This window comes from Sphingobacterium sp. HSC-15S19 (assembly GCF_050433745.1).
GTDB lineage: Bacteria > Bacteroidota > Bacteroidia > Sphingobacteriales > Sphingobacteriaceae > Sphingobacterium > Sphingobacterium siyangense.
This window is the reverse complement of the sequence record NZ_JBNPWQ010000003.1, coordinates 21,492-48,370: the sequence shown is the minus strand read 5'-3', so window position 1 is coordinate 48,370 and position 26,879 is coordinate 21,492. Positions and strand designations below refer to the sequence as shown.

The 26,879-nt window shown below is 42.4% G+C and carries 14 protein-coding genes; 8 read left to right on the top strand and 6 right to left on the bottom strand.

All coding sequences use genetic code 11. From position 1 onward, the window contains the following. Positions 1–2: 2 nt before the first annotated feature. Positions 3–2,489, top strand: coding sequence for a glycoside hydrolase family 95 protein (locus L1283_RS03585; RefSeq protein ID WP_286849758.1), 2,487 nt, complete (start codon positions 3–5; stop codon positions 2,487–2,489). 186 nt (positions 2,490–2,675) lie between these two features. Here the strand turns inward: L1283_RS03585 and L1283_RS03580 are convergent, their stop codons facing one another. The 6 genes from L1283_RS03580 to L1283_RS03555 form a co-directional block, all read right to left on the bottom strand. Further along, positions 2,676–4,931 carry a GH92 family glycosyl hydrolase gene (locus tag L1283_RS03580; protein ID WP_429625761.1) on the bottom strand — a complete coding sequence of 752 codons (2,256 nt, stop codon included), beginning with the start codon at positions 4,929–4,931 and terminating at the stop codon, positions 2,676–2,678. 97 nt (positions 4,932–5,028) lie between these two features. Next, on the bottom strand, positions 5,029–6,009 hold the full coding sequence (locus L1283_RS03575) for a family 43 glycosylhydrolase (protein ID WP_120336608.1): 981 nt from the start codon (positions 6,007–6,009) through the stop codon (positions 5,029–5,031). Positions 6,010–6,078: 69 nt separating this feature from the next. After that, positions 6,079–6,810 carry a DUF3823 domain-containing protein gene (locus L1283_RS03570; protein ID WP_429625760.1) on the bottom strand — a complete coding sequence of 244 codons (732 nt, stop codon included), beginning with the start codon at positions 6,808–6,810 and terminating at the stop codon, positions 6,079–6,081. Positions 6,811–6,820: 10 nt separating this feature from the next. Further along, entirely contained in the window at positions 6,821–8,794 is a 1,974-nt protein-coding gene (locus L1283_RS03565; protein ID WP_313184378.1) for a RagB/SusD family nutrient uptake outer membrane protein, read from the bottom strand. An 18-nt stretch (positions 8,795–8,812) separates the two neighbouring features. After that, the gene (locus L1283_RS03560) at positions 8,813–12,010 is read right to left on the bottom strand and encodes a SusC/RagA family TonB-linked outer membrane protein (RefSeq protein ID WP_429625759.1); all 3,198 of its coding nucleotides are present in this window, start codon (positions 12,008–12,010) and stop codon (positions 8,813–8,815) included. A 259-nt stretch (positions 12,011–12,269) separates the two neighbouring features. Further along, positions 12,270–14,873, bottom strand: a complete 2,604-nt coding sequence (locus L1283_RS03555) for a hypothetical protein (protein ID WP_333888537.1) — start codon at positions 14,871–14,873, stop codon at positions 12,270–12,272. 286 nt (positions 14,874–15,159) lie between these two features. Here L1283_RS03555 and L1283_RS03550 point away from each other — a divergent pair, with 286 nt between their 5' ends. The 7 genes from L1283_RS03550 to L1283_RS03520 all read left to right on the top strand — a co-directional run bounded on the left by L1283_RS03550 (position 15,160) and on the right by L1283_RS03520 (position 26,852). Beyond that, on the top strand, positions 15,160–16,986 hold the full coding sequence (locus L1283_RS03550) for a right-handed parallel beta-helix repeat-containing protein (RefSeq protein ID WP_429625758.1): 1,827 nt from the start codon (positions 15,160–15,162) through the stop codon (positions 16,984–16,986). Between the two features lie 149 nt (positions 16,987–17,135). Continuing rightward, positions 17,136–17,729 carry an RNA polymerase sigma factor gene (locus L1283_RS03545; protein WP_333888539.1) on the top strand — a complete coding sequence of 198 codons (594 nt, stop codon included), beginning with the start codon at positions 17,136–17,138 and terminating at the stop codon, positions 17,727–17,729. Between the two features lie 45 nt (positions 17,730–17,774). Then, entirely contained in the window at positions 17,775–18,950 is a 1,176-nt protein-coding gene (locus L1283_RS03540; protein ID WP_429625757.1) for a FecR family protein, read from the top strand. A gap of 158 nt (positions 18,951–19,108) precedes the next feature. Continuing rightward, on the top strand, positions 19,109–22,399 hold the full coding sequence (locus L1283_RS03535) for a TonB-dependent receptor (RefSeq protein WP_429625756.1): 3,291 nt from the start codon (positions 19,109–19,111) through the stop codon (positions 22,397–22,399). Between the two features lie 11 nt (positions 22,400–22,410). Beyond that, entirely contained in the window at positions 22,411–23,889 is a 1,479-nt protein-coding gene (locus L1283_RS03530) for a RagB/SusD family nutrient uptake outer membrane protein (protein WP_075991595.1), read from the top strand. Further along, entirely contained in the window at positions 23,876–25,279 is a 1,404-nt protein-coding gene (locus L1283_RS03525) for an alpha-L-fucosidase (protein WP_075991594.1), read from the top strand. The genes L1283_RS03530 and L1283_RS03525 overlap by 14 nt, the downstream gene beginning before the upstream one ends. Continuing rightward, complete coding sequence (locus L1283_RS03520; RefSeq protein WP_429625755.1) at positions 25,266–26,852, top strand: sulfatase; 1,587 nt, start codon at positions 25,266–25,268, stop codon at positions 26,850–26,852. Before L1283_RS03525 ends, L1283_RS03520 begins: the two co-directional genes overlap by 14 nt. The last annotated feature ends 27 nt before the right edge of the window (positions 26,853–26,879 follow it).

Below are 26,879 nucleotides of genomic sequence, written 5' to 3'. Positions count from 1 at the left end.
AGATGAAAATAAAAACGCTCCTATACTGCGCACTGCTACTGATGGGCAACACAACAATTAAGGCACAGCAGTCCACTAAAATAATAGATGCCCCAGCTAGTCAGCGGCAACATAAGATCACGCAATTCTGGACAGACCGCACACAGATTCAGTCGGCAGCAAGTCTTTCCGCAGGCCCTTTAACGTTATGCTATGCACGCCCCGCAGGAGTTTGGGAGGAAGCGTTACCGCTCGGTAACGGTCAACTCGGTGCTATGTTTTTTGGTGGTGTCGCCGATGAACGCATCCAACTGAACGAAAGTACGCTTTGGGCCGGTCATCCGCAGGATCCCAATAATCCCAAGGGGAAAATGTATCTGCCCCGCATACAACAACTTCTTTTTGAAGGTAAAAATAAAGAAGCAATCGACCTTGCAGACACAACTTTGATGGGCTTACCCAAAAACATCAAACCCTATCAGTCGCTTGGCGAACTATGGTTTGATATGCCCCATCTTAAAGCTGAACAGTATGCGCGCTCGCTTGATCTTGAGCGTGCATTGCAACAAACAAGCTACGTGTATAATGGCGTCAAGTTCTTTCGCGAGTCATTCATTTCAGCTCCTGCCAACGCGATGGTCATCCATTATACAGCAAACAAGAAACAGGCACTCGATCTAAACTTCACCTGGAAAAGAGCCCAGGATTTCAGTTGCACGGCTGATCCGACAGATCCCACACAATTGCTACTTCAGGGGCAAATTGGCCAATCTGCTCATGCCCATGAGCGCGGAACAAAGTTTGCCGCAATTGCAAAAGTAATCCTTAAAGGCGGTAAACTTATCAATGCCGACGGCCGCATAGCGATTACCGGAGCAGATGAGATTACCATCATCGTCACCGCTGCTACGGATTATCCCGGATTGAAGCATATCGCCTATCCACAAACCCCGGTGGATATTGATCCACTTGCAAGCTGCCGCAAGGTAATCAGTAGCCTGAACAAACAGCATTATCAACAGTTAAAACAAGCTCATATAGAAGATTACCAACAGTATTTTAATCGGGTCAAGTTGAATCTTCCTGATCCAGAACAAGATAAACTCGCAAAACTACCCACCGATTCACTCATTCGGTTGACAAAAGAATTGCAAAAGGTACCTAATACCTTAGTCAACAAATTCTTTCAGTTTGGTCGTTACCTTTTAATCAGCAGTTCACGTCCAGGACATATGCCGGCAAATTTGCAGGGCTTATGGGCTTGGCAGATGGATCCACCTTGGAATGCTGATTTTCATACCAATATTAATTTGCAAATGAACTATTGGCCTGCCGAGGTAACCAATCTTTCTGAATTGCATAAGCCCCTATTTGACCTGACGAAGGCATTAATTCCTTTTGGTGAGCGTACCGCAAGCAAGCTCTATGGAGCCAAAGGCTGGGTGGTACATCATCTCACCGATGTCTGGGGCTACACAGCTCCAGCCGATGGCGTACAGGGCATTTGGCCCATGGGATCGGCCTGGATGGCGCAGCACCCCTGGGAACATTATAACTATACTGGCGACCGAGAATTTTTAAAAGTCCAGGCTTATCCTATTATGAAAGGAGCGGCTGAATTTATTTTGGATTTTATGGTCAAAATCCCCCAAGGTAAATCATTTGCCGGTTATTGGACCACCAACCCTTCACATTCCCCTGAGAATAGTTTTATCCTACCATCGGGTGAAGTTTCCAGTTTTACCTACGGTGCCACCATGGATACACAGATTATCCGCGACCTCCTGCAAAATTGTGTTGAAGCCACAAAGCTCTTAGATTGCGATCCTGATTTCAGACAACGCTGTCAAGCTGCCTTAACCAAACTTATTCCAACACAAATCAGCAAAGAAACAGGCCGCATTATGGAATGGATCGAAGATTATAAAGAGACAGAGGTAAATCATAGGCATACCTCACATTTATTTGGTTTGCATCCGAGCAACCAGATTTCAATCGTTAATACGCCCGAACTAGCCGAAGCTGCAAAAAAGACGCTATTAAGTCGGGGCGATCATGGTACAGGTTGGAGTCTAGCCTGGAAAATCAATATGTGGAATAGATTGCATGACGGAGAACATGCCTACCGCTTATTGTATAACCTGATCAGTGACAAGACACTGCCCAATCTGTTCGATAATCACCCACCTTTCCAAATTGACGGGAACTTTGGCGCGACCGCAGCGATTGCCGAAATGCTGCTGCAAAGCCAGGTCAGGGACAAAAACAACAATTACCTGATCGAGCTGCTACCCGCTTTAAGCCACAACATGGATCAGGGAAGCGTAACCGGACTTAAAGCAAGAGGTAATCGTACGGTGAATATACAATGGGAAAACGGTAAGCTTAAAAAAGCCGAAATCCTACCCAGCAGTAATGGTCCGGTCTGTATCAGCTATGCAGGTAAACAGATCGAACGGAATGGAACAAAAGGTACAGCAGTCTTGATTACCCCCGATATGTTTCAATAAGGGAGCATCCATATTTGAGCTGCTTATCAAAGTTTTGGTTATTCGATTTAAAGCAAGGCGAATATCCTACCGCGTATAGACAATAGGACAAAGCTATCCATAAACAAAAGCGCTGTTGATCGATGATCAACAGCGCTTTTTACCTTTTTTACTTTCTGACATACACATGCCGGTAAGCAAGCTTTGTTAGTTTCCCCAATTTCGATTTGCGCTATCCCCCATCACAAATTCCAATGTGCCACCTTTCAGCACATCGGCATGGGTCAGCTGTGGAACGTTCAGCGGCTGACCATTTAATTTCGCCGATTGAATGTATTTGTTTTTTGCAGATGCATTCTTGCCGATAATTACAAAAGACTTGCCATTAGGAAGCTGTATGCTCACTTTCTGAAAAAATGGAGATCCGATGCTGTAGGAAGTCAGACCTGGTGTTACAGGATAGAAGCCCATTTGGGAAAAGACCACAAAAGCTGACATCCCGCCACCGTCTTCATCACCCGGTACCCCCATTAGATCGTTTCTAAACCACTCACCGATCAGTTTATGTATCCGTTTCTGTGTCATCCAAGGTTGTCCGGCGTAATTGTAGAGATAAGGAATATGCAAAGCCGGCTCGTTCGCCATGGAAAATTGTCCAACATTACCTGTATGATCTGGAAGCTGTGCGTAAAAATCAAATTTCGACCGACCCAAAGGCTGCTGAAACATCTCATCGAGGTACTTGACAAACAATTCATTTCCCCCCATCAATTTGATCAGATCCGGAATGTTGTGTTGTACATCCCAGCGATAGATCCAGGCATTGTTTTCACCATAATACTCCCGTGCTCCTTGTCCGCCAGAAAACACATAATCAAAAGGCATGATGAAATTTCCCTTGTCATCTTTGGGATGGAAAAATTTGGTCTGTTCGTTGAAAAGATTTCGATAATTGAAAGATTGCTTCATAAAGAGATCATAATCAGCCTGAATACCCAATTCTTGAGCAAGCTGTGCCAAGCACCATAAGTCGTAAGAGGTACCCAAGGTTACAGCGACCGGTTGTCTCCGTTCAAAACCGTTTACCTCTGGTATCGTTTCTTTTTCACCTGGATATAATGCTGGAATATAGCCTTTCTCCTTAAAAAACTCGTCTAATTTCCCTGCGGCTTTACCCGACCAAGGAGCTAGTGTCTTTTCTGTAATCGCACCTTTTGCTGCCAGATAGGCTTTCTTGATATCAAAATTACGCACTCCCTTGCGGTAAGCATCCAACAAAGTTGCTACACCATGATTGGAATTCATCCGTCTACTATCACCGGTAATCTCAGGGAAAGTAGGCAACCAAGGCTGCTCCATTTGTTCAGACATCCGGACAAAAGAATTGAGGATCAAGGATTCTGTACCTGGATCTAACAGTACCCGCAATGGATGATGTGCACGGTAGGAGTCCCAGATCCAGTCATCGGTAAAAAAAGATTTGCCCTCGTCCTGATGTACCTTACCGTCGAACGCACTATAATAACGTCCATCCTCAGAAATATTGACTGGCCGTTCGTAGGTGCGGTATAAGGAGGTATAAAACACATGCTTATTGGACTCATTGTCGTCTTCCACCGCAATTTTACCTAAAGCATCGTTCCATATTTTACGCCCTTTTTCAGCTAGCTTCTTTTGATCAAAATCGCTGATTTCACGTTTTAAATTGGCTTTTGCCTGTGCGACATCGATAAATGAAACACCATATTTCATGCGCAAGCTAGTCCCTGCCTGACTAAACTCCAATATCATACACGAATTCTTACCGGCAGTTTCTGTTGCATTTTCCAGTTGTTGGCCTTGCAGTCGCTTTACCGCAACAGGCTTGGATTCGGGAATAGCATAAATATACACGTGCGTACCATTACCAATATCCTGTGTACCCGAAAGTCCCCGTCCATCCCATTGAAGTTTCCCTTCCTGTGAGTTGAACTGAAGGTATTTTGTCGAAGTTGTCGGAAACGTAAAGGTATACATCCCCGACTGATGCGACAGCGCATAGTCTACCTGAATATTCTCTTGATCCAATAGCACCGAATAGGCATACGGATGTATTTCCTCCTGATCGTAACTATACAGTTGTACCGGTTTCAAACTGCCCGGCAATTTCACCATGGGACTAAGATTGAAAGCCGATTTTCCACGATGGCTGGTAACGATAAGCGGCAGACCAAACAGACGGTCTGACGTATAGTCTCCCCGCTCAGGATAAACGCGCAAAAGGCTGTTTGGCAAGTGGACCGTTGGGTAGGTTGGCACCAATAAATGGCTGATGTTTCCCATATAAGGATTGACATAGTCAACATAATCTTTCGTCATTTTAGCTTGGGAAAAACCTTTTAGCATACTGACCGAAAGAAGAGAACAGCAACATATTGTGCGTAACAATGTATTGGTTTTACGTTTGATATTCTTCGTTAGCATTTTAAACAATTAAGTGTTCGATGGTTTAAGGGCGAAACAGTTGTTCCGCCCCTAAAGTTAATTTTTTTTGGCAACATATCGTCTTCGTGTCCATCGATTATTTGGGACCTGTCAATAATCCAGTCTGCTTTACCTTCTTGATACTGCCATCCTTATTGTACTCCAAGCGGTCTACGCAGATGGAACGAAGCCAATCGTTGAATTCGCCATTTTTTTGTGACAATTCACTGTTATGGTAAAAAGCGTACCATTTACCTTTAAACTTGACAATGGAGCCATGGTTTGTATAGCTATTCGTCGGATCCATATAGATGCCCATTGATTTCCATGGTCCCATTGGACTATCACTTACCGCATAGCGCATGCGGTTATCCCCTTTTACTCCATCTTTCCAGTTCTCATCGTGATTGTCAGAATAGGACAGATAATATTTCCCATTATACTTGTGTACCCATGAAGCTTCGTGAAAATCTTCCAAACCTTCCATCTTTTGCAATTCACCATCAATCTCCATCATATTGTCTTTGAGCTTACCCGCTTTACAGACACCACCGCCCCCTTGATAAAAATAGGCCTGTCCATTATCATCGATAAAGATGTGCGGATCAATAAGTGCTTCGGCCCCCTTTACATAGCCCTGTACCACAAAATCTTTTGCTGGTGATTTACTCGTAGCTACACCTATTTTCCAGGTCTTATTCCACTCCGTACCACTCGGGTGTGGAAAATAAAAATAATAAGTACCATTTTTATAGACACAATCCGGAGCCCACATAAATCCACCTTCTTTTCTACCCCATGGGACTTGTGAGGCGCGTAATATTTCGCCATGATCGGTCCATGTTTTCATATCCGCCGTCGAAAACACATGATACTGATCCATCAGATCGCAACCTTGAGGCGGAGCAATATCATGTGAAGCATACACATACAGGCGGCCATCGGCCCATACCCGTGCCGAAGGATCTGCGGTATACATATGTTTGATAAATGGATTATCTTGCGCCTGCAAGTGTGTGGCAAAAAATAATGTCATGCCCAATAGGCATCTGGAACCTGCTTTGATAAATTGTTTCATCCGAATAATTATTTAGTATTGAGTAGTAGTAGCGGGCACCAAGTCCCGCTCATTGTTTAGATTCTTTACTTAAGGTACTTTAATAACCTCCACTTCCGAATAATTGAATTTTTCGTAGGTGTCGCGCACTTTTGCACCCATCCGTACATAATAGGTGTACCCTGATTTCAATGGAATATCCTTGACCGTGTAAGTTTCCTTCCCTTCTCCGGTCTGCATATTGCCAATATTTTCCCAGTTTTGATTGATCAATGCGCGATATTCATCCTTATAATACGCATCAATACGGTTGCCAGCCCCACAGTATGGTGTCAGACTCAGGAATGGGCGAACCTCAATCACTTGCGGCAATCCACCTGTAATAGGTGCGGCAAGCGTACAGGAGATTTCCAGTTTATTTTCCGCTTTTAAGGTCCACTTCACATTTTTAATCTGTAAGTAGGGGGTCACCTCAAAGTTTTGTTCTGCATTAGCCCCCAGTTGGTAACCTTCGATCTTCTGTGCTGGCCAAAATGCGCCACCATAGGGCTGGAGGGTATACGTTGCCTGAAAGAGTTTTGTATGGTTATACGATCCGTCCTGCTTGACGGCAATATCCTGCGGTGCGGGATTGTCGCTCCAACTGGTTTCTAGCAAACGGATGCTAAATTCGCCCTGTCCGGTCAGGAAGGGTTTATTCGTTACCTTATCAATGACCTGCCCTTTCATACTCGCATTCGGGCCATCGTAATTATCTGTTTTCGAACAGGCATTTAAAAATAACAAGCCTGTCAATGCTGTAAATAAATATATCGTTCTCATTTCCGCTCGGTTAGTAAATAGGGTTCTGTGGATATAGATTAGGGTTTTTGTTCAGTTCTCCACCCGGAATAGGTTCATAATACCATTTCTTTTCAAAGTTGAACGTCTTATTCCAAGGTTCCTTTTCGCGAATAAAAATAAAGGAGTTGATCCGTTCACCGCCCGGAGCATATTTCAGTTCATCCAATACAAGGTAAGGCATCAGCGAATTGGGTACAAAGTTGTTGAGCTCCACATCTGCAATGCGCCATCTCCGCATATCCCACCAATGGTGATTTTCAAAGCAAAGTTCACGTTCGCGCTCCTCGCGTATAAATTGCAGATTTCCATCCAACGGATAACCATATTTACCGGAGAGGTTTGCCGAAGCAGCTGTATAGAGATAAGGCTTGGCACCAGCACGATTACGGATCTGCGCGATGTATTGAAATGCTTCCTGTTTAAGTGCATCATCATTTTTGATCAGGCCAAGTTCATAAGCAGCTTCTGCCTTATTCAAAAGTATCTCAGCGAGCCTAAAGACCTTCCAGGGTTGTGTACTGTTATATAACTTCACATCCTTGGTAGACATTTTATAGTTAATGTATTTACGGATGTAAAATCCAGTTCGGGTGTTGTTGGCATGTCCATCTTTCCACATGCCATGCTCGCCTGTTATGTTGATCTTCGTACCATTGTAATCAAACAGGCTATTTTTGGGGCCAGCCAAGATTCGATTTGACTCGCTATTTATCGCCGCAGTACCCGCGCCCATCTGTGCATCAGCAGCCTTACCGGGAAAGGTTTTATAGAGTCCACGCTGAATATCAAAACTCCGTCTTTCGGCGCCTTCGCGCAATTCCATTCCCGAGAAGTAAAATGTGGCCCGCTGACGAGGTTCCAAATCGGCATACAGCTGTTTACGGTCCGTATAGCGTACTGGTTTTCCACCCGCATCAGTGATTGGAAGTTCACCGAATAACTCCACGACATTCAATACGGGGTATGCCGCAGACTCATTGTCACTCGAAAAGGTCGGATTGGGTAAATGCGTAGCGTCATAGCTATGTTTGAGACGGTTGTTGTGTGGTGCGGTCAGACTATACTCCTTGATCAGAATATCCTCAGGGCTGTCTAAGTCCAAAAACAAATTTACGTAGTTGAGTTCCTTATCCTGTGCATTTTTATTGTACAGACTGTACGGTCCTGCCAGCACGGTTGTTGCAGCATCATAAGCCTGTTTGAAGAACCATTCCGCTTCTTCCTTTTTGATACCTACCAACTGCTTGTCTGTGGCATCGCCAGAGAGATTGCTATACGAACTATATTTAGCAATACTACCGGCATACAACATGGCGCGGGAAAGTAGAGCTGCTGCCACATATTTGTTGGCGCGGCCACGTTCGCTGCTTCCAGACATCATTGAAATAGCCACCTGCAAGTCTTCATTGATAAAATGATAAACCTCAGATTCTTTATTTCTGCTAACCAAGAGCTGTTCTTTATCGGCTGTTGGATCCTGCACGTCTTTTATAATAGGTACCCCACCGTAGCGCTTAACCAAAGCAAAATAATAGAAAGCCCGTAGGAAATGGGCTTCCCCAAAGATCTGGTTGTACCCCTGCTCGGTATAATTGGCTTTGTATTTAGGTAGGCCTGCAATCAGGGTATTGACATTCCGGATGCGATCATATGGCCAGTAACCAAAGCCCTGTGCCCCAGCTACCCCCCAAAATTGTCCGGTCATCTCGCCACTCATGGCCGCAAGCGTTTCCGAATTTTGCCAATAATTGTCCCATCTAAATCCTCTTTCAGGATGATATACAAAGTCTTCTATGGGTAGATAGCTGTACATTCCAGCGACATATTTACGTGCTCCAGCCTCATTTCCAAAAAGCGCATCTTCACCTAATACCCCTAGTGGATCCAGATCCATTTTTTTACAGGATTGCATGCCCGAGCACAGAAAAAGGCCAATGATTGCTATAGCGATTGATTTTTTCATGTTTTGTTCGTTTTGAGATTAAAATTTAATGGATGCTCCAATGTTGTAGGTTTTATTGATGGGATATTTGTACACATCAATATCACCCGATGAAGAACCTCCGGCAGACCCTGGGTGCTCGGGATCGGTATATTTGAGACCCGTCCATGTCAACAGGTTATAAGCACTCGCATAGATCCTTAGATTCTTTATTTTTAATGTCTTCAACCATTGTTGCGGGAGAGAATAACCCAGTTCTAAGGTTTTAAGACGCAGATAGGAGGCATTTTGAACCGCCCGGGTTCCTTCGGCCATGGCAGAGCCAGTAGAAGGATAATATCCAGCAAGCCATTGTGTGCTTGGGTTAAATAGATCGGCACCGGCATCAACTGGTCTCCAACGGTCCAAAAACTGCGTCAAAGCACCACCGTCAAACTGCAGTGGTCCTGCCAGTACCTCACTATACTGTACATACACTTTTGCAGCACCCTGAAAATTCATCGTTAGATCCAGACCCCGCCACGATCCTCCTAACGTAAAACCATAGTTGACCAAAGGCATATTGTACGTTGCAATAGGATGATTGTCGGCATCGTTGATCACTCCATCGCCGTTCCAGTCCTGATAGTAATAATCACCAGGCAATGTGCCGCTGCTTACCAATGTTGGGTGGTTATAAATCTGTTCATACGATCCAAACTGTCCGGCGTACTCCTTGCCCCACCAGATATCCTTATTACGATTAGAATAGCGGTTACGCCAGTTGTCATACGAATTACCCGCTTTTGATTCTACGCGGTTTAGAAATTGACTCTTGGTAGAAGAGACCTGCGCATTAATAAAATAATTGAAATCATTGATCTTATTGCGATGTGTCAAAGAGAGCTCATAGCCGAACGTGCGATCGCTTTCCAGATTTTCCTGCGGTAGGTTGGCACCAACAGTACCAGGGATCAAGTCAAGGCTTGTCGCTAGAAGGCCTGAGCGATTACGGTTAAAATAATCAAAAGTCAAGCCCAGCTTGCCGTTCCATAGATCCATATCCAAACCCACGTCAGCAGTTTTGGAAGTATACCAAGTGAGATTAGGGTTGGGAATTGCAGTAGGCAGGGCCCCATTCACGAGGTTTCCACCAAAGATCCACCCCGTTTCATTGGGTTCCAGTGCATAACCAACGATGGTTGAAGGGTAATTACCTGCCGAACGGTCATCCCCCAGCTTACCATAGGATGCCCTTATTTTTAAGTTATTGATAAAATTGTAGTTGTTTTTAATAAACCCTTCTTCGCTGATACGCCAACCCACCGAGGCTGCCGGGAAAAATCCCCAGCGCGATTCTTTTGGAAATTTAGATGAGCCATCATAACGAAAACTAAATTCGGCAATGTATTTACCTAAGTAATCGTAATTGAACTTACCGACCAAACCTCGTGCTGTACGTTCGGCAATACCTTCCATATTTGCCAATTGGTTCTTGTCCTCACCAGCAAATAGATATTCCGAATTGACCATGATCTCCCGCTGTGCATAGAAGCTATCCCATTTGTTATATTCTTCGACGAAAAGCAACAAACCGGAGACCTGGTGTTTTTCGGCAAAACGACGGTTATAATTCAACGAGAACTGCATCAGGGAATGTGTATCCGGATAGGAACTCCGCCTCACGGTCGTAGGAGCATTTTTCTCATGTGCATTATACTTTTCAGGGGTTATAATCTGGCCGTTACCATCATAGACAGGTGGTGTATAGCTATATAAAAAATAGGACTTTTTGAAATCCGTATTGTCACTGTACTTGAAATCATAATTATAGGTTGCCTTCGCATTTAAGCCTTCCACAAAGGGTACCTTATAGTCTAAAGAGATAATACCGTTGAATTGCTTACGTAAAAATTTACGATAGCCAGTCTGTTTGGAGTCCGTTACCACGACCGGATTTTCGTTATCGATCATCTCAAAATTCGGATAAAGGGGATTGTCGTTGACATAGATCGGCACAATAGGTCTTTGTCTCCAGGCTTGTTTGTAGACGGCCCAGATATCCGTACGTGGTTGGTTGGTCTCATCGGCATACCCGCCCACATCCAAAGACGCTTTCAGACGATCTGTGATCTGCGCATCAATGTTGGAGCGAAAATTCCAGCGATTATAGTTGAGACTCTTACTTTTGTAAGCACCCATCTGATCCATATGGCCCAGGTTGAAGAAATAATTAACTTTCTTGCCGCCACCGTTGATGGAAAGATTGTGCTGATATTGTGGTGATACTTTGTCAAATGCCGCATCGACATAATTGGATGTCTTTTTTGTGCCGTTCTGATACGCTTCAAAATCTGCCGGTCCAAAAATATGAGGCATCTTCGCCGGATAATTACTATTAAAATCGCGGCCTATCTGTTCATTTTTAAGCTGCATATAGGCAAGGGCATCCACCGTATTGGGAACATAAAGAAACTTTTGCCAGGCACGATTATAGGAATAGTTTATTTCAAAGTTTCCATCTTCATTGCTTCCCCGGCGTGTGGTCACCAAAAGAACACCATTCGCCGAGCGCACACCGTAAACAGCTGCTGAAGCATCCTTTAATACGGATACACTTTCGATTTCATTGGCATCCATGCGTGACAGATAATCTTTATCACGGGGGATTCCGTCAACCACAATCAGGGGCTCACCCATTCCGCGGATGTCGATATTTGATTCAAACGATCCCGGTTGGCTCGACTGTTGGCTGATACGGACACCGGGCATCTTACCGGCTAACATATTGACCACATTTTCATTTTTTGTTACTGTGATTTCTTTATTGTTCACCGATGATATCGCCCCTGTTAACGAAGCCTTTTTCTGCGTGCCATATCCCACAACCACGACCTCTTCCAAGCTTGTATTATCTTCGTTGAGCAACACATCCATGAGGCGTTGTTGCCCAACGATCATTTCAGTCTTGCGGTAACCGACAAAAGTGATCACGAGTTTATCTCCCGGCGATGCGCTAATCTTGAAGCGTCCCTGACCATCAGACGATGTGGTATGCCCGGTACGGAGGTCTGTAATGGAAGCCCCAGCGATCGGCTTATCCTTTGAAGTCTGCACCTTACCTTCGATCTGCTGTTGCTGCGCGATGGTTGCCATTGGAGACAATAGCAGCAGCGAGGACAATGCCCACTGCCAAGGGTAACTACGGAGCTTGTTCCACGGCAGTGGCCTTTCATTAAAAATGAAGTTTGTTTTCATGTATTGTTTTAAATTGGTTATTGAATTATGTATTAGGTTTATGTATTTAGGGAGGACCTGTTTGCTACAAACAGTCCATTACCGCTATTCCCTAGGGAAGAGTTGAAGATAATTTTTCGCTTTCATTTGATTGGTTATTAAGTATGAAAACGAATATATTGGCGAGGGGTATAATAGAAGATTAACAGAAGATTAACAGTCATCCAAAAACACCATTAACAACTGTATATCAACATATTAAAATTTTAAATATTTTTTCTTAATCTAGACAGTCTTTAAAACTTTTGGGGTAAGCTTCACCATATAAACGAGCGTAGATCTGACAGAAATTCTCATAGCACTGTAAGGCCAGGCTGTGATAGCCCAGCTGTAACAAGGAACGACATTTATGAATCATCGCCTCCTCATTGATTTCATCAAAATAGAATATCTTATTGCAGATCTCAATAATCAGTTCAGCATTATCCTGCACATTCAGATTTTCAATAAAATTGCCCAACGTTGTGAGCACCAGAATAGACATTTCACTTTTAAAATTATCGAGCCACTCATAGTCCACTTCGAAAAGGAAGCCACCTTTGTCAATTATATCGAGTAATTCTCTAATTTCAGTTTCTGTAAAATGTTTTTTATTGGATACCATCCTGCTGAAGCGGAGGTAATCGATATATACTGTATCCATTGGCTCAATGCACCAGTAACCACTTTTTTTGGTCACCCTAAAATCACCCAATTGCTCGAGTAAACTATTGAGCTTGGCGATGTTCACTGATCGATTATTACGCGCACTGGACTGGCTCTTATCGGACCAAAATAGCTCAGTCAACTTCTCTGAGCTAATTCCCCGCTCCCATCGTACGGTATAGAGAATAAAAATCAGCAGCATTTCTTTAAGCAATGGCGAAAACTTCTTTGTGATTTCTTTTCCACCAAGATCCACAATCTGTAAGTCGCCGCCGAAAAGGTAGATTCCGGCGCCATGTCGGGTTTCAAATCCCTCGGCCACTTTCTTGGGTTGCGGAAGATCTACCAATTGCCCGCTCTTATCTTGTTCAGTCTCCTTCAAGGGACCTGCTTGTAGGTGCGGCTCTCCTATTTTATCGGTTTCCATGACGGAAATAGTTTGTTTTTTTTGCTTGCTTCTTTTTCGATACCACCAGATCAAGAGCGATAATCCCATTACAGCGAGGGCATAAAGGCAGTATTTAAGCAGCGTAGGCTTAGCCAAAGGTATTATACCCTGTTCAGACGGTAAAGGGGGAGCCAGCAAAGTATAAATCGTTGCCTTAGTCAAATCGGTCTTATCATCATAAAACAAGGTAACTGCAACGAAGGACTTAGATTTCGGCGCATAATAGAGATCGGCAAAAGAACGGATGTCATGAAAATCGAAGGGTATACTGCTCCCCAGAAACTGGTATTGTGTCCCTTTGAGGCTACCTGCCACCAGTTGTAAATGTGTTTTGAATTTATTATTCGGGAAAATCAATCCATAAAACAGTCCACTACTATCTTCAACGACCAGACTATTGGCCCATACCATATCGGCGAATGCAGATGAAAATTCGTAAACTTTTAGAGACTTTCGGTTTTTAAAATCAAGCTTAAGAAAATCATTTGAAATGCGGGGATTCAACATTTGATCTCCTGTGGAACTGCCATAACCACCGGCCAGGTATACCCCATCCTTTCCCTGCCCCATTCCCGCAAGATAATGCGGAAAAATTTCATCACCTGTAAAAGGAATGCTATCCCAAGATTGTGTGGGCAGATGATAACGCAATACGCCCGCTTTGTATTTAAAATGTCCATAGCCCCCGATCATATAGATACTCGTGTCGGACGAATTAAAATATTTGTTGAACAGCCAATAGTTTGTGCCTACAGCAGGAAAATCAAATTGTTTATTCCATGTTCGACTGGTGGAATCATAAGCAGCAACGATTTTTTGGTCGATGGAGATATTCAGGACGTTCTTTTTGATCGGATCAAAAAGCGATTGGCTACCATTGACAAGCAAAAGCTTGCCATCGGCATATTCCTGCGAACGTAAGTCACTACCACCAATTTTACTGATCATTAAACGCTTATTTCCAACAAAAAACAGTGTTTCTTCATTTTTGTCAAAGGCCACACTAGCTTGCCCTTCCAGTGTAAAAGAAGACTGTGTTTTCCATTCACTACGTTGCCGTTTGATCCAGATCGGATTACCGATTTCCGCTGTGCTCTTTTTTTGTTCATCTAAACTCTTGGTGCCTGAAGACTCATTCAATGGCCAATAGTATTTAAGTTTGCTATTATCCGCAATTCGAATATCCTTTAAGCGCATGGGGGGAACATCCATCGTCTGGAAGTTCTTCATCATATTTGCACCAAAAACGAGCTTAAACTGAGGCGCAAACTGTTTATTGAGCCGATAGGAATACCGGGCCGTTCCAACCTGAAAATAAAGCTCCTTTTTATCCATATCGAGCTCGAGGCGCATTGGCGTCCAGTTATAATACAACTGTAAGGCTGTGATATTGAAAGATACCGGGGTAAAGTCCTCCCCCACTACCAATTTAAAATGTTTGTCCTGATCAAGCCGCCGATCGTATATCAAATCGATATTGACACCATCATCCGTAATCAGTCGAAAGATATAACCAAAATAATCCTGTTGGAGTGGCAAAAAGGAAAGATCGAACGAAACAGACAGTTTATGTTGAAAAGAAATCGATTCCTTGGTACCGATCTGCAGACTAGTCCGCTTATCGGCTTCCATGTTGTGACTGGCAAATTCTAACCCATATTGCGCCGATCCAATCTGACAGATCAGTACAAACCATAAAACCAGAAAAAGATGTCTTGATTTTTTCTTCACAATTTAGATTAAGCCTGATCTCAAAAATATAAAATTTTAAATAGAAATCTAAAATTTCTGCAACTATTACCGCAGTGGGTGTAGCGATCTTTTGCCTAACACCAAATTTCTTCTTCATCGTGTATTTTGCCTCCATTTATGAGTAAAACCATGTTTTCACATGCGTAAAAAAAACGCTACGCTTCACGACTTAATTTGGATGTTGAACGATTATCCCTATATTCGACAAGCCAAATCCCATAGGGAAATTGTGCGATATAAACCAATTTATCAATAGCAGGACATCATGAACATCCTAAAACCTTATTTGCTTATCCTTCTCCTACCATTCATGTATTTTAACTGCCTTGCGCAGTCCGCAACGAAGATTATCGATCTTTCCACCTATGGTGTTGTTCCCAACATGGGCAACAATAGTACTGCATTGGTCAATAAAGCTATTCAATCCATCTTCAGCAAGATTGGCAAGAAAGAACCTATTATTTTAAAATTCAAAAAGGGACGTTATGACTTTCATCCAGAAGGGGCACTAATCCGCGAATATTACATCTCCAATCACGATCAGGACAACCCCAAGACCGTAGGTATGGCATTTGAAAATTGCGACAACATCACAATTGATGGACAAGGATCAGACTTTATCTATCATGGCCGCATGTTACCAATTGCATTGATCGAGAATAAAAACCTCACGTTGAAAAATATCCACATCGATTTTGAGCGTCCCCAGATCTGCCAGGTCAAGATTTTACAAAACGATACAATCAACGGTACAATTACTTATCAAACTGCACCTTGGGTAACCTATACGATTAAAGACAGTATATTTTACAATACCGGTGAAGGCTGGCAACTGAGACCGACATCGGGGATTGCCTTTGAAGAAAAGACCAAACGCATTGTCTATAATACAAGCGATATTCGCGTGGGCACAACCAAAGTGAAGGAGCTCTCTCCGGGTATCATTCAAGCGCAGCAATGGAAGAACAGCAAGCTTATACCGGGTACCGTCGTTGCCATGCGCGCTGGATTTCGTCCCAATCCGGGCATATTTGTCCATAAAGGAAAAAATATACGGCTTGAAAATATCGCCGTCCATTACGCCGAAGGCATGGGTTTGTTAGCTCAATTAACGGACAACATCACATTGGAAGGTTTCCGAATTGCACTTCGCAGCGATCAGGATCCCCGTTATTTTACGGCTCAGGCCGACGCAACACATTTTTCGGGTTGCAAGGGTGTTATTGTATCGAAGAATGGACTTTATGAAAATATGATGGATGATGCCATCAATATCCATGGCACCTACCTGAAGATCACCAAACGACTAGATGACAAAACATTGATCGGTCGTTATATGCACGATCAATCCTACGGATTTGACTGGGGCTACCAGGGGGATACGGTCCAATTTATCCGATCCAGTACAATGGAACTCTGGGACAAAAAAAATAAGATCCAATCCATTAGCGTTTTACGCGAGAAAGCCTCAGATCCAATCCGCGAATTCAAGATTACTTTAAGTAATGCTTTGGACCCTGCTATTGACCCAACAAAAATGGATATTGGCATCGAAAACCTTACGTGGACCCCACGTGTACTATTTAGTGGCAATACCGTACGCCACAATAGAGCACGAGGTGCTTTATTCAGTACACCCAAAAAGACCCTGATAGAAAACAACCTCTTTGATCATACTTCAGGTACAGCTATTCTCCTGTGTGGCGATGCCAATGGTTGGTATGAAACTGGCAGCTGTCACGATATTCGCATCCGGAACAATACTTTCATCAATGCCTTGACCAATATGTTCCAATTTACCAATGCGATTATATCGATCTATCCAGAAATTCCGGATTTAAAAAATCAGCAGAAATACTTCCATAGCCATATCGTCATCGAAGACAACCGCTTTGAAACCTTCGATAAGCCTATTCTTTATGCCAAATCAGTCAATGGATTGGTCTTTCGCAACAACCAAATCAAGACCAATAAGGAATACCCTGCTTTTCATTGGAATAAAAAGCCCTTATTTTTTGAACGTGTCGCAAATAGCAGTATTTCAAACAATACGGTAAATGGCAAACAAAGTGATTTACAAACCTTGGATTAATAGAGATTTTACTATCTTAGTATATTCTTCGCGAAGTTCGTAACAGCCGAATTTCGTAAAGAATAGCTTACGTTCAATAAAGCAAACATCTAACCAGGTGTAATAGTCGGGTTATCTAGGCACGCTATACACAACATTTAGAACAGCATTTGAAAGACAACATTGCCATATTGCACAAATTATCTCGGGGTAATCAAATTGCCCTAAGGGTACTTTATGATAAATATGCGCAAATGGTTTACCAATTTGCGCTTCATATTTTAAAGGATGAGCACATTGCAGAAGAAATTGTACAGGATACTTTTCTCCAGCTCTGGGACTCAAGAGAAAAAATAGATATAGACAGCAATATTCGAACATTTATCTATGTAATCAGTCGAAATAAATGCTTCAATAGGCTCAAACAGCTTAAAAGATACCATAGCCTCTTCGAACCCCTATGCTCCGAAGGATCTCATGATTGCATTTTTGAACAAGACCCTTTGGCGGAAAAAGAAGTGAACGAAGCACTGGAACAATTGGTTCAAAAGCTACCCAAAAAACAGCAACTCGTATTTCGTATGAGTCGATTCGAGGGACTATCACATCAGGAAATAGCGCAACAGTTATCCATTTCGACAAATACCGTAAAAAATCATTTGGTGTCTTCTTTAAAATTTATCAAAGAAGAACTCAAGGGTACTCCAGGAGATTCTTCGATCATCTATCCCCTATTATTTTTTACTTTTTTTTTCATCGACTAGTCCTTAGCCCAACTCAATATTGTTCTTATAATAAAGACCAATATCATGATGACCAATTCTGAGTTTGAAAACTTAGTCAAAGACTATCTAGAAAATAAGCTTAGTCCAGAACAGGAGCGACAATTAATAGTTCTACTGACCACTAATCCTAGTGCCGATCTTTTGGCTAAATTTGACAAATTTTACCTCAAATATTCCAAGGAAGTCGCGCTAGAAAAAAATAAAAAAGACAAGATTTGGTCCAATATCCACGCGCATTTAGTTCAAGATACCCCGTATCAGACCGGTGCCATAAAAAATAGCCGTTGGAAAACCTTCCTCCCTTATGCAGCCATTTTCATTGGTATAATTTCTCTTGCAGCACTTTTATTTACGCTTACCGACAAAAATAAGGATGAGACCCCTCAACACGACACTACAGTAAATCAAATCTTTCTGAAAAAACATAGCGGTCTTATTTATGCCAGCAACAATACTAACGGCAACAACATCCCATTGAAGCAATCCGATTTCAAAACCTATGGGATTGTCAAGGATTCAGCGGGCACTCTTGTTTTTCGACAAGCCGACAAACATGTTTTAGCCAACAACACGAAATTGACTATTCAAACCCAAAAAGGGCAAACACAAGCACTTGTTCTACCTGACGGTTCAAAAGTATGGATCAATAGCAATTCACAGATTACGTTTCCGAGAAGCTTTAATGAAATGGAACGTCAGGTACAATTAGTCGGCGAAGGGTATTTTGAGGTCACTCATCTCGATCGACAGCCCTTCTCTGTACAAGGTTTACATTATACTACCGAGGTGCTGGGAACACATTTTAATATCCAAAGTTACCCTAACAGTATAGAAAGGATTTCATTACTGGAAGGGAAAGTAAAGGTTAGTAGTCCAAAGACTGTGATCCACCTTTCTCCTGGGCAGCAAGCATACGGAGAAACTACAACACCTAAAAAAACCGAAATAGATACAACGGATATCCTGGCATGGCAGCAAGGTTATTTTAAATTCGAGAATGTGGATATTTATCAATTAACCGAACAAATTAGAGACTGGTATGATGTTAAATTTATTAAGATCAACTCACAAAGCGAGGATAGATTTTCAGGAACCTATCGACGCACCAATGATCTAAGTGATCTACTCAAAAATCTAGAGGAAGTTTCCAACCTGAGATTCAACATAAAAGAAGGAGGCATTTATGTAACCAATAAATAAACTTTAAATAAAAAAACGGAAGTGCTCCAACACTCCCGCAGTTAGATAACGACCAACAAAACGAAAATTATTAATCAATTTATCCAGTTCAAATGTATAAAACTTCTTATTCATTTCGATATCCTACGACCAGGATTATCGTAAAAACTATGATTTTTATGAAACTGATTATCCTGTTTCTAGTAATAGCCACGTTCCATGTCAGTGCAAATAGTTATGGACAAAACATTTCGCTACATGTGAAAGGGGAAAGCTTCAAATCTATTTTAACAAAGATTAGAAAACAGAGTGGCAAAGACTTTCTTTACAATTCTCAACAAATTGATGAAGACAAAAAAATGAATCTCAGCATTACCAACAAGCCTTTAGCCGAAGCTCTACGCATATTACTCGCCGATCAGCAATTGACCTATAGCGTGCGTAATAATGCAATTTTGATCCATCCCAATGCTTCTGCTTCAATCACAGCTGGAAAAGACAACACATTTCAACAGGATCTTCGGGGCAAATTAAAAGACAATACTGGAAAGCCTATTGCCGGAGCCACTATTCTGCTCGTCGGCACCGGACAATCTGTGGCGACAGACGAACATGGTGATTTTCAATTTGCCAAGACTCCGCCCAGTGGTGAGCTTCGCATTAATTTTATTGGATTTAAAGAGAAAACAATATCTTTTCAACGGTCCCAACAGCTCGTCATTACTTTAGAGCCTCAAATCAATGAAATGGAGGAAGTCGTTGTTGTGGGCTATGGTGTTCAAAAAAAATCAGACCTCACAGGTTCAATTTCTGCCGTTCAAGCTAAGGATTTCACACAAGGATCCAATATCAACGCCCTTCAGTTGATCAATGGTAAGGCACCAGGTGTAACCATCAGCCAAACCAATTCGGCGCCTGGGGCAGGAACCAAAATACAGGTCAGGGGTGCAGGTTCCATTAACAGTAGTAATGATGCCCTGATTGTGGTAGATGGGCTACCTGGTATCGACCCTAGTAGTTTAAGTCCGGATGACATCGAATCAATAGACATCTTAAAAGATGCCTCAGCAGCTGCTATTTATGGTACTCGTGCGGCTAGCGGTGTAGTGCTTATTACAACAAAAAAAGGAAAATCTGGCACAGCTATAGCGAAATATGATAGTTATATCGGGTTTCAAAATGTATCAAAAAAATTGGATGTCCTTAACGGAAAGCAATACATGCAAGTTCTGAATGCTATCCGAAAAGATGCAAACAAAGACGCCATTTTTACGGAAGACCAGATCAACAACATGGGAGAAGGAACCAATTGGCAGAATGAAATATTTAGAAAAAATGCGGTCGTACAGAATCATCAACTTAGCTTTTCCGGCGGTGGGGATAAGAGTAATTTCTATACCGCTCTAAATTATTTCAACCAGGATGGTCTAGTAAAAAACTCGGGCTACGCTAAAATTAATTTCAGAACAAATCTGGAATTTCGACCAAAGGATTATATAAAATTCAATATAAACGGAAATTATACCCGTGGTAACCAGCAAGCAATCTATACATCCAATGGAGTGAATGAAGCCGCGGGCCCGCTCAATAGCGCATTGCAATTTGACCCCACGCTACCGGCATACGTCAATGAACATGGTCGATACTACCTTAATAATTTTATCGCTTTAGACAATCCACTGGCCCTAATCAATGGTAAGGAGAATAGAAATATCTCCAATACATTTTATGGATTGATTACCGCAGAAATTAAACCTTTTACCGATTTTACAGCAACATTACGTGTTGGCGGAAGTACCGCCAACATGATGAACTCCAGTTATACGGACCGATCGACCATAAACGGTCTTGCCAATGGCGGATTGGGTTCAAAAAATGCGTCAAGTGGCCACCAATGGTTGGGCGAGTTTTTACTCAACTACAATAAAAAAATTGGAAAACATCAATTGGCTTTCTTATTGGGAACAACATTTGAAGAGTTTCAAAGTGAAGGCGTGGGAGCCAGTTCAATGAAATTTTTATCTGACGTCACTTCCTACAACCTTTTACAGAGTGGAGATGGTGATAAAGGCGACAATGTAAGTTCTAGTAAAAGCCGAAACAGACTCAATGGTGTATTAGGCCGTATCAATTATAATTTTAACGATCGTTATTTTATTACAGCCTCTCTGCGTTCAGATGGTACATCGCGCTTTTCGGAAGAAAACAAGTTTGCATTTTTTCCGTCCGGAGCTTTTGCCTGGAAATTAACGGATGAAGATTTTCTTTCCCATTTGAAAGAAAATGGTACGACGCTTAAACTGAGATTTGGATATGGACGATTAGGAAACCAAGGAATAGACAATTACCAAACAATCAACACCTTGGTCGCGTCGGGAAATGCTGTCTTTGGTGATAAGATTTATCAGGGTGTTGTCCCTGCGAGACTACCTAATAAAAATCTACGGTGGGAATCTACGGAAGAAATAAATCTAGGATTAGATTTTGAGCTTCTGCGTGGGCGAATTACGGGGTCTGTCGACGCTTACAAACGTAACACTAAGGATCAACTATTCAGTAAACCCATTTCTTCAGTGGTGGGCTTTAGCAATTACATGGTCAATTTTGGAAATGTTGAAAACCGTGGTATTGATTTTCAGTTAAACAGTAAAAATATTATTCGTGATCAATGGCAATGGAATAGTCTATTTAATTTGGCCTTACTAAAAAATGAAGTCAAAGAGCTACCAGATTTTATTCCACAACTTATTACGGGATCTATTGCCAGTTTTATCTCCAATTATCAACTTGTAGAACGTGGTCAACCCATGTTATCTTTCTATGGGTATGAGACGGAGGGAATATTTCAGAACGATGCGGAGATAAAAAATTCAGCACAACCTGAAGCAAAGCCGGGGCATATTCGCTTTAAAGATCAGAACCAAGATGGGAAAATAGACTTAAAAGATCGAACTATTTTAGGAAAACCTTTCCCTTCCATCAATCTGAGCCTTTCCAATACGTTCAAGTATAAAAATGTTTCACTGGACTTCCTACTTCAATACGTAGGCGGAATTAGTATGTTAGACGCCAATATCACCGAAACCCTCTATCCTACCAACGAATATCGCAACAGGTTATCCGAATACTACCTGAATAGGTGGACACCAGAAAACCCAACCAATCAATATCCGAGCGGCGTAAACCCTACAGCCTATGGTGGCGACTATATTATCAATTCAATGACTGTAAGAGATGCATCGTTTTTAAGACTCAAAAATATCAATTTAAACTACGAGGTATTGAAAAATGGAAAATCAGTCAATCGCGTCAATATATTTCTGGCACTAGAGAATTTGGCAACTTGGACCAAATATAAAGGTTATGATCCTGACGCAAGTGCGACAGGAACTAGTGCCGTTTCCAAAGTGAGCTACAATAGCTACCCCTTAGCACGCACGATTCGATTGGGATTAAATCTTACACTCTAAATTCGACTAACATGACAACATTAAAACTCAAATATCTCACCATATTATTGCTGTCCCTATCGACGATAGGCTGCAATTCATTTTTGAAAGAAGAAGTATATACAGAATACGACCCCAACAAATTCTTAGCCGATGAGACTGGCATTGATGCACTGCTTACAGGAGCTTATGCGCAATCCCGTATTATTGCTTATGATCATCGTAACTATACCTATATGATGAATGAGTTCAACACAGATATTGCCTTTGAAACGGGTGGTGGCCTTGAAAAAGATGCCGCTCCATTTATCCAGTTTAATTGGTCTGTCAATAATAGTTTTTTAAATTCATTCTGGGAGAAAATGTATAAAGCCATTGCCAGTGCAAATTCGGTTATCATTCTATCCAATCAGCTCAATGGCTTAGACCCGGCCAAACTCAACAAAATACAAGCCGAAGCCAAGTTTATCCGCTCGTCATCTTATTATTTCCTCTATAATTTATTCGGCCCTACCCCCTTGATTGATATCCCCGTCGGCGCCAGTCCCCAAGAGATCGAAGAAATTGGAAAAAATGCCAAAAGAGCCGACCGAGATGTCTTTGTCAACTATATCATCAGTGACCTTGAATTTGCCAAACAATATTTACCGCTTACAGAAAGTCCAATAGGCAGGGCAACAAAAGGTGCCGCTCTTGGGTATTTAATGAAGATTTATCTCAAAGAAAAAAATTGGAAAAAGCTGACCGATGTCACTCAGGAAATTATAGACCTTCATCAATATGAACTGTATAGTAATTATCCACGGCTTTTTGCCATTGAAGGTGAAAGCAATAAAGAATACATCTTTAGGGCACCTTGTATCGCGCAGGCAGGCTATCAAAATAACTACATGGCACATGCTTTCCCGCCAAACTACCCTATTCTCACCAACTGGGTCAATTTTGGTGCACAATTCCGTACCTATAGTGCATTTTACAAAACCTTTGAATCGAACGATAAAAGACGTGAACTGCTCATACGAAACTATACCGATATCTCTGGTAAAAATGTGGAATTGCTCGAGGATAACAATGGTAAAGCCCTCAATGATGTACGAAGCTTCAAATACTGGCCAGATCCAAACGGTGTGGGCGAAAATATGGGTAACGATATTGTCTACATACGTTATGCCGATGTTCTTTTAAGTCGTGCTGAAGCACTTAATGAGCTAAATGGTCCTAATCAAGAGAGTATCGACCTCATCAATCAGGTTCGTCAACGTGCCAATACAACTTTGCTCAAATTAGCAGACTATACTAACAAATTATTGTTGCGTGATTTTCTACTGGCGGAACGTGGGCGAGAGTTCTTTTCTGAAGGATTGCGTCGCGAAGACCTGATTCGACATGGAAAATTTATCCAGTCAGCCAAAGAGCGAGGTTATGCAGCCAAAGAATACCAGGTCGTTTATCCTATCCCGCTCCAACAAATTGATGCAAACCCAAATTTAACGCAAAATGAGGGTTACTAAACCATACCACGATTTATTGCTGTTTATTATCATGCTTGGGCTTTCCTGCCCAAGCATATATGCTCAAGTTGTCGCCCTCCCAAATAAACAGCAGCTTGCTTGGCAGAGAGCCGAATTTGGTATCATCTTTCACTATGATCTGCATGTCTTTGACCGGAAGGCATATCAACAGCAATCCAATCGTATTGTTCCGGTTCCTGATATACACATTTTCCAGCCGCAACAACTGGATGTCGAGCAATGGGTGCTGAGCGCAAAATTAGCAGGGGCTAAATTCGCACTCATTACCGCGACTCATGAAACTGGATTTGCCCTTTATCCCTCAAAAGTCAATCCCTATAACACGAGTGCTTTAGGGTGGAAAAACGGGAAAGAAGATCTTGTTGGTGATTTTATAAAAGCCTGTATCAAACACGGGATAAAACCAGGTATTTATGTAGGGATTCGTTGGAACGCTTACCTTGGTATTCACGATTTTAAAGCAATCGGTACTGGACAGCAGCAAATAGAACGGCAAAAATACTATAATAAAATGGTCGAGGGAATGGTACAGGAGCTATGCACATGGTACGGTCCACTGTTTGAGATTTGGTTTGATGGTGGAGCCAGCAGCCCTGAGAAAGGTGCTCCAAATGTGCTCCCAATTGTAAAAAAATATCAACCTAATTGCCTTTTCTATCATAACGACGAACTGGCAGAAGCAAGATGGGGCGGTTCCGAGTCTGGAACAGTACATTATCCATGCTGGTCTATGTTTCCTTTTCCTTATACCGGCGCAGGAGAGAGTTGTCCAAGGGCAATTTCCACAAACGATTTCTTACTCTTAAAAACCGGTGATCCGGATGGAACCTATTTTATGCCTGCAATGGCTGATGCCCCGCTCCGCGGAGCAAACGGTCGACACGAATGGTTTTGGGAACCAAATGACGAAAATTCGGTATTTTCTCTTAACCACCTTGTGGATATGTATCAAAAGTCTGTCGGCAGAAATGCAACTTTGATCTTAGGAGTTACACCCGACACCCTGGGGCTTGTGCCGCAAATAGATCGGCGGCGATTAGAAGAACTAGGAAGTGAGATCAAACGTCAATATGGTAGTCCGATAAAGGATCTAGACCCAAAACAAGAGCTTATTCGCTTTAAAAAGGCGAAAGCTGTTACCCAGTTAATGATTGAAGAAAGCCTTGATCAAGGACAACGTATACGTGCTTTCCACATTACTGCGAAAACAAAGCAGGGATGGCAAACACTATTTACGGGTTCGTCCGTTGGTAACAAATGTATCATTCAATTGAAAGGCCCCATTCGCTGTACACAAATTAAATTAACAATAGATAAGGCCATTGGCCAACCTATTATTCATACTTTTAATGCTTATGATACTTTCTAAGAAAAATAGCAAATTTATCCTATTAGCGACCCTATTTACAAATATGGGGTTATTGCTGCAGGCGCAGAGCCAAAGCAAGGCACAACTTAGTCCCACAACAGAACGCCCCAATATTGTCGTGTTTTTTGTGGATGACCTCGGTTGGCAGGACATGTCCGAACCATTTTACAAGGTCAAAACGCCGATCAACGAAAAGTTTCATACCCCCTATCTGGAAACATTGGCCAAAGAAGCCATTAAATTTACCAATGCGTATGCAACACCGGTGTGCACACCTTCCCGGGTGAGCTTTCTGACCGGTTTAAATGCTGCTCATCATCGTGTCACCAATTGGACCCATCCCAAGGCTGACACCCCGACCGATAGCAAAGATGAATTGTTGAATCCACCGGATTGGAATATCAACGGACTAAGCCCTGTGCCCAATATACCACATACGATATATGCTACTCCATTTCCAAGCATCCTTAAGGCCAATGGTTACTATACCATTCATGTGGGCAAAGCACATTGGGGATCTGCCGGAACACCTGGTGCCAGCCCTTTAAATTTGGGTTTTATGGTCAATATTGCAGGACACTCCGCTGGGCACCCACAAAACTACTATGGCGAGCAGAATTACGGTAACCTTCCTGGTAAAGCAGGTTATCAGGCGGTTCCCGATCTTATGGAATATCATGGCACATCCACATTTCTAACGGAAGCCTTAACCCGGGAGGCGCTGAAGGCACTGGAGGAACCTATACGCCGTAAGGAGCCTTTTTTCCTTAATTTTTCCAACTATGCGGTGCATGTCCCGATCCAACCCGATCCACGTTTTGTACAAAAATACCTCGACCGCGGCTTAGATTCCACTGAAGCAGCTTATGCTTCACTAGTCGAAGGTTATGACAAAAGTATGGGTGATATCGTTCAATTTCTTAAAGACAAAAACCTGTACGATAACACCGTCATTATTTTCCTTAGCGACAATGGCGGACTAAGCCTCAGCCCAATGCGCACCGGACCAAGCCATACACAGAACCTACCATTAAAAGCTGGGAAAGGGTCGGTTTACGAAGGTGGAATCCGGGTTCCTCTGTTGATCAAACAGGCCAAGCAGCACCCTGCAAGCACAGATGCTACCCCTGTTATGGTCGAAGATCTCTTTCCAACGATTCTCAGTTTAGCCAAAATAGATCACTATCAGCTCGTACAGGAAAAACCAGATGGAAAAAATCTTTTGCCCTTAATGGAAGGCAATAGGTCCGACAATTGGAACAGCCGGCCATTGGTATGGAATATCCCCAACAAGTGGACAGTGCCAGATGGCCCTGGAATCAACTTTTTCTCGGCAATAAGACAAGGAGATTATAAGTTGCTTTACGACATGAAAAATGGGAAGCTTGAACTTTACAACCTGCAGCAAGATATCGGTGAACTCAACAACCTTGCCCCAAAAATGAAAGGAAAAACCAGCGAGCTCAGCAAATTACTTTCTGATCAGCTCCGGACTTGGAAGGCTCAGTTGCCGACCTACAAAGCTACGGGACAGCAGGTCCCCTATCCTGATCAAATTAAGCCGATGGATTAAGGGGCCTGCTTGGATGACTTATACAGC

What these genes read in the sequence shown, in the direction of transcription:
- L1283_RS03585 (WP_286849758.1), top strand. Translation starts at nt 3, where the DNA reads ATGAAAATAAAAACGCTCCTATACTGCGCACTGCTACTGATGGGCAAC.
- L1283_RS03580 (WP_429625761.1), bottom strand. Translation starts at nt 4,931, where the DNA reads ATGCTAACGAAGAATATCAAACGTAAAACCAATACATTGTTACGCACA.
- L1283_RS03575 (WP_120336608.1), bottom strand. Translation starts at nt 6,009, where the DNA reads ATGAAACAATTTATCAAAGCAGGTTCCAGATGCCTATTGGGCATGACA.
- L1283_RS03570 (WP_429625760.1), bottom strand. Translation starts at nt 6,810, where the DNA reads ATGAGAACGATATATTTATTTACAGCATTGACAGGCTTGTTATTTTTA.
- L1283_RS03565 (WP_313184378.1), bottom strand. Translation starts at nt 8,794, where the DNA reads ATGAAAAAATCAATCGCTATAGCAATCATTGGCCTTTTTCTGTGCTCG.
- L1283_RS03560 (WP_429625759.1), bottom strand. Translation starts at nt 12,010, where the DNA reads ATGAAAACAAACTTCATTTTTAATGAAAGGCCACTGCCGTGGAACAAG.
- L1283_RS03550 (WP_429625758.1), top strand. Translation starts at nt 15,160, where the DNA reads ATGAACATCCTAAAACCTTATTTGCTTATCCTTCTCCTACCATTCATG.
- L1283_RS03540 (WP_429625757.1), top strand. Translation starts at nt 17,775, where the DNA reads ATGATGACCAATTCTGAGTTTGAAAACTTAGTCAAAGACTATCTAGAA.
- L1283_RS03535 (WP_429625756.1), top strand. Translation starts at nt 19,109, where the DNA reads ATGAAACTGATTATCCTGTTTCTAGTAATAGCCACGTTCCATGTCAGT.
- L1283_RS03530 (WP_075991595.1), top strand. Translation starts at nt 22,411, where the DNA reads ATGACAACATTAAAACTCAAATATCTCACCATATTATTGCTGTCCCTA.
- L1283_RS03525 (WP_075991594.1), top strand. Translation starts at nt 23,876, where the DNA reads ATGAGGGTTACTAAACCATACCACGATTTATTGCTGTTTATTATCATG.
- L1283_RS03520 (WP_429625755.1), top strand. Translation starts at nt 25,266, where the DNA reads ATGATACTTTCTAAGAAAAATAGCAAATTTATCCTATTAGCGACCCTA.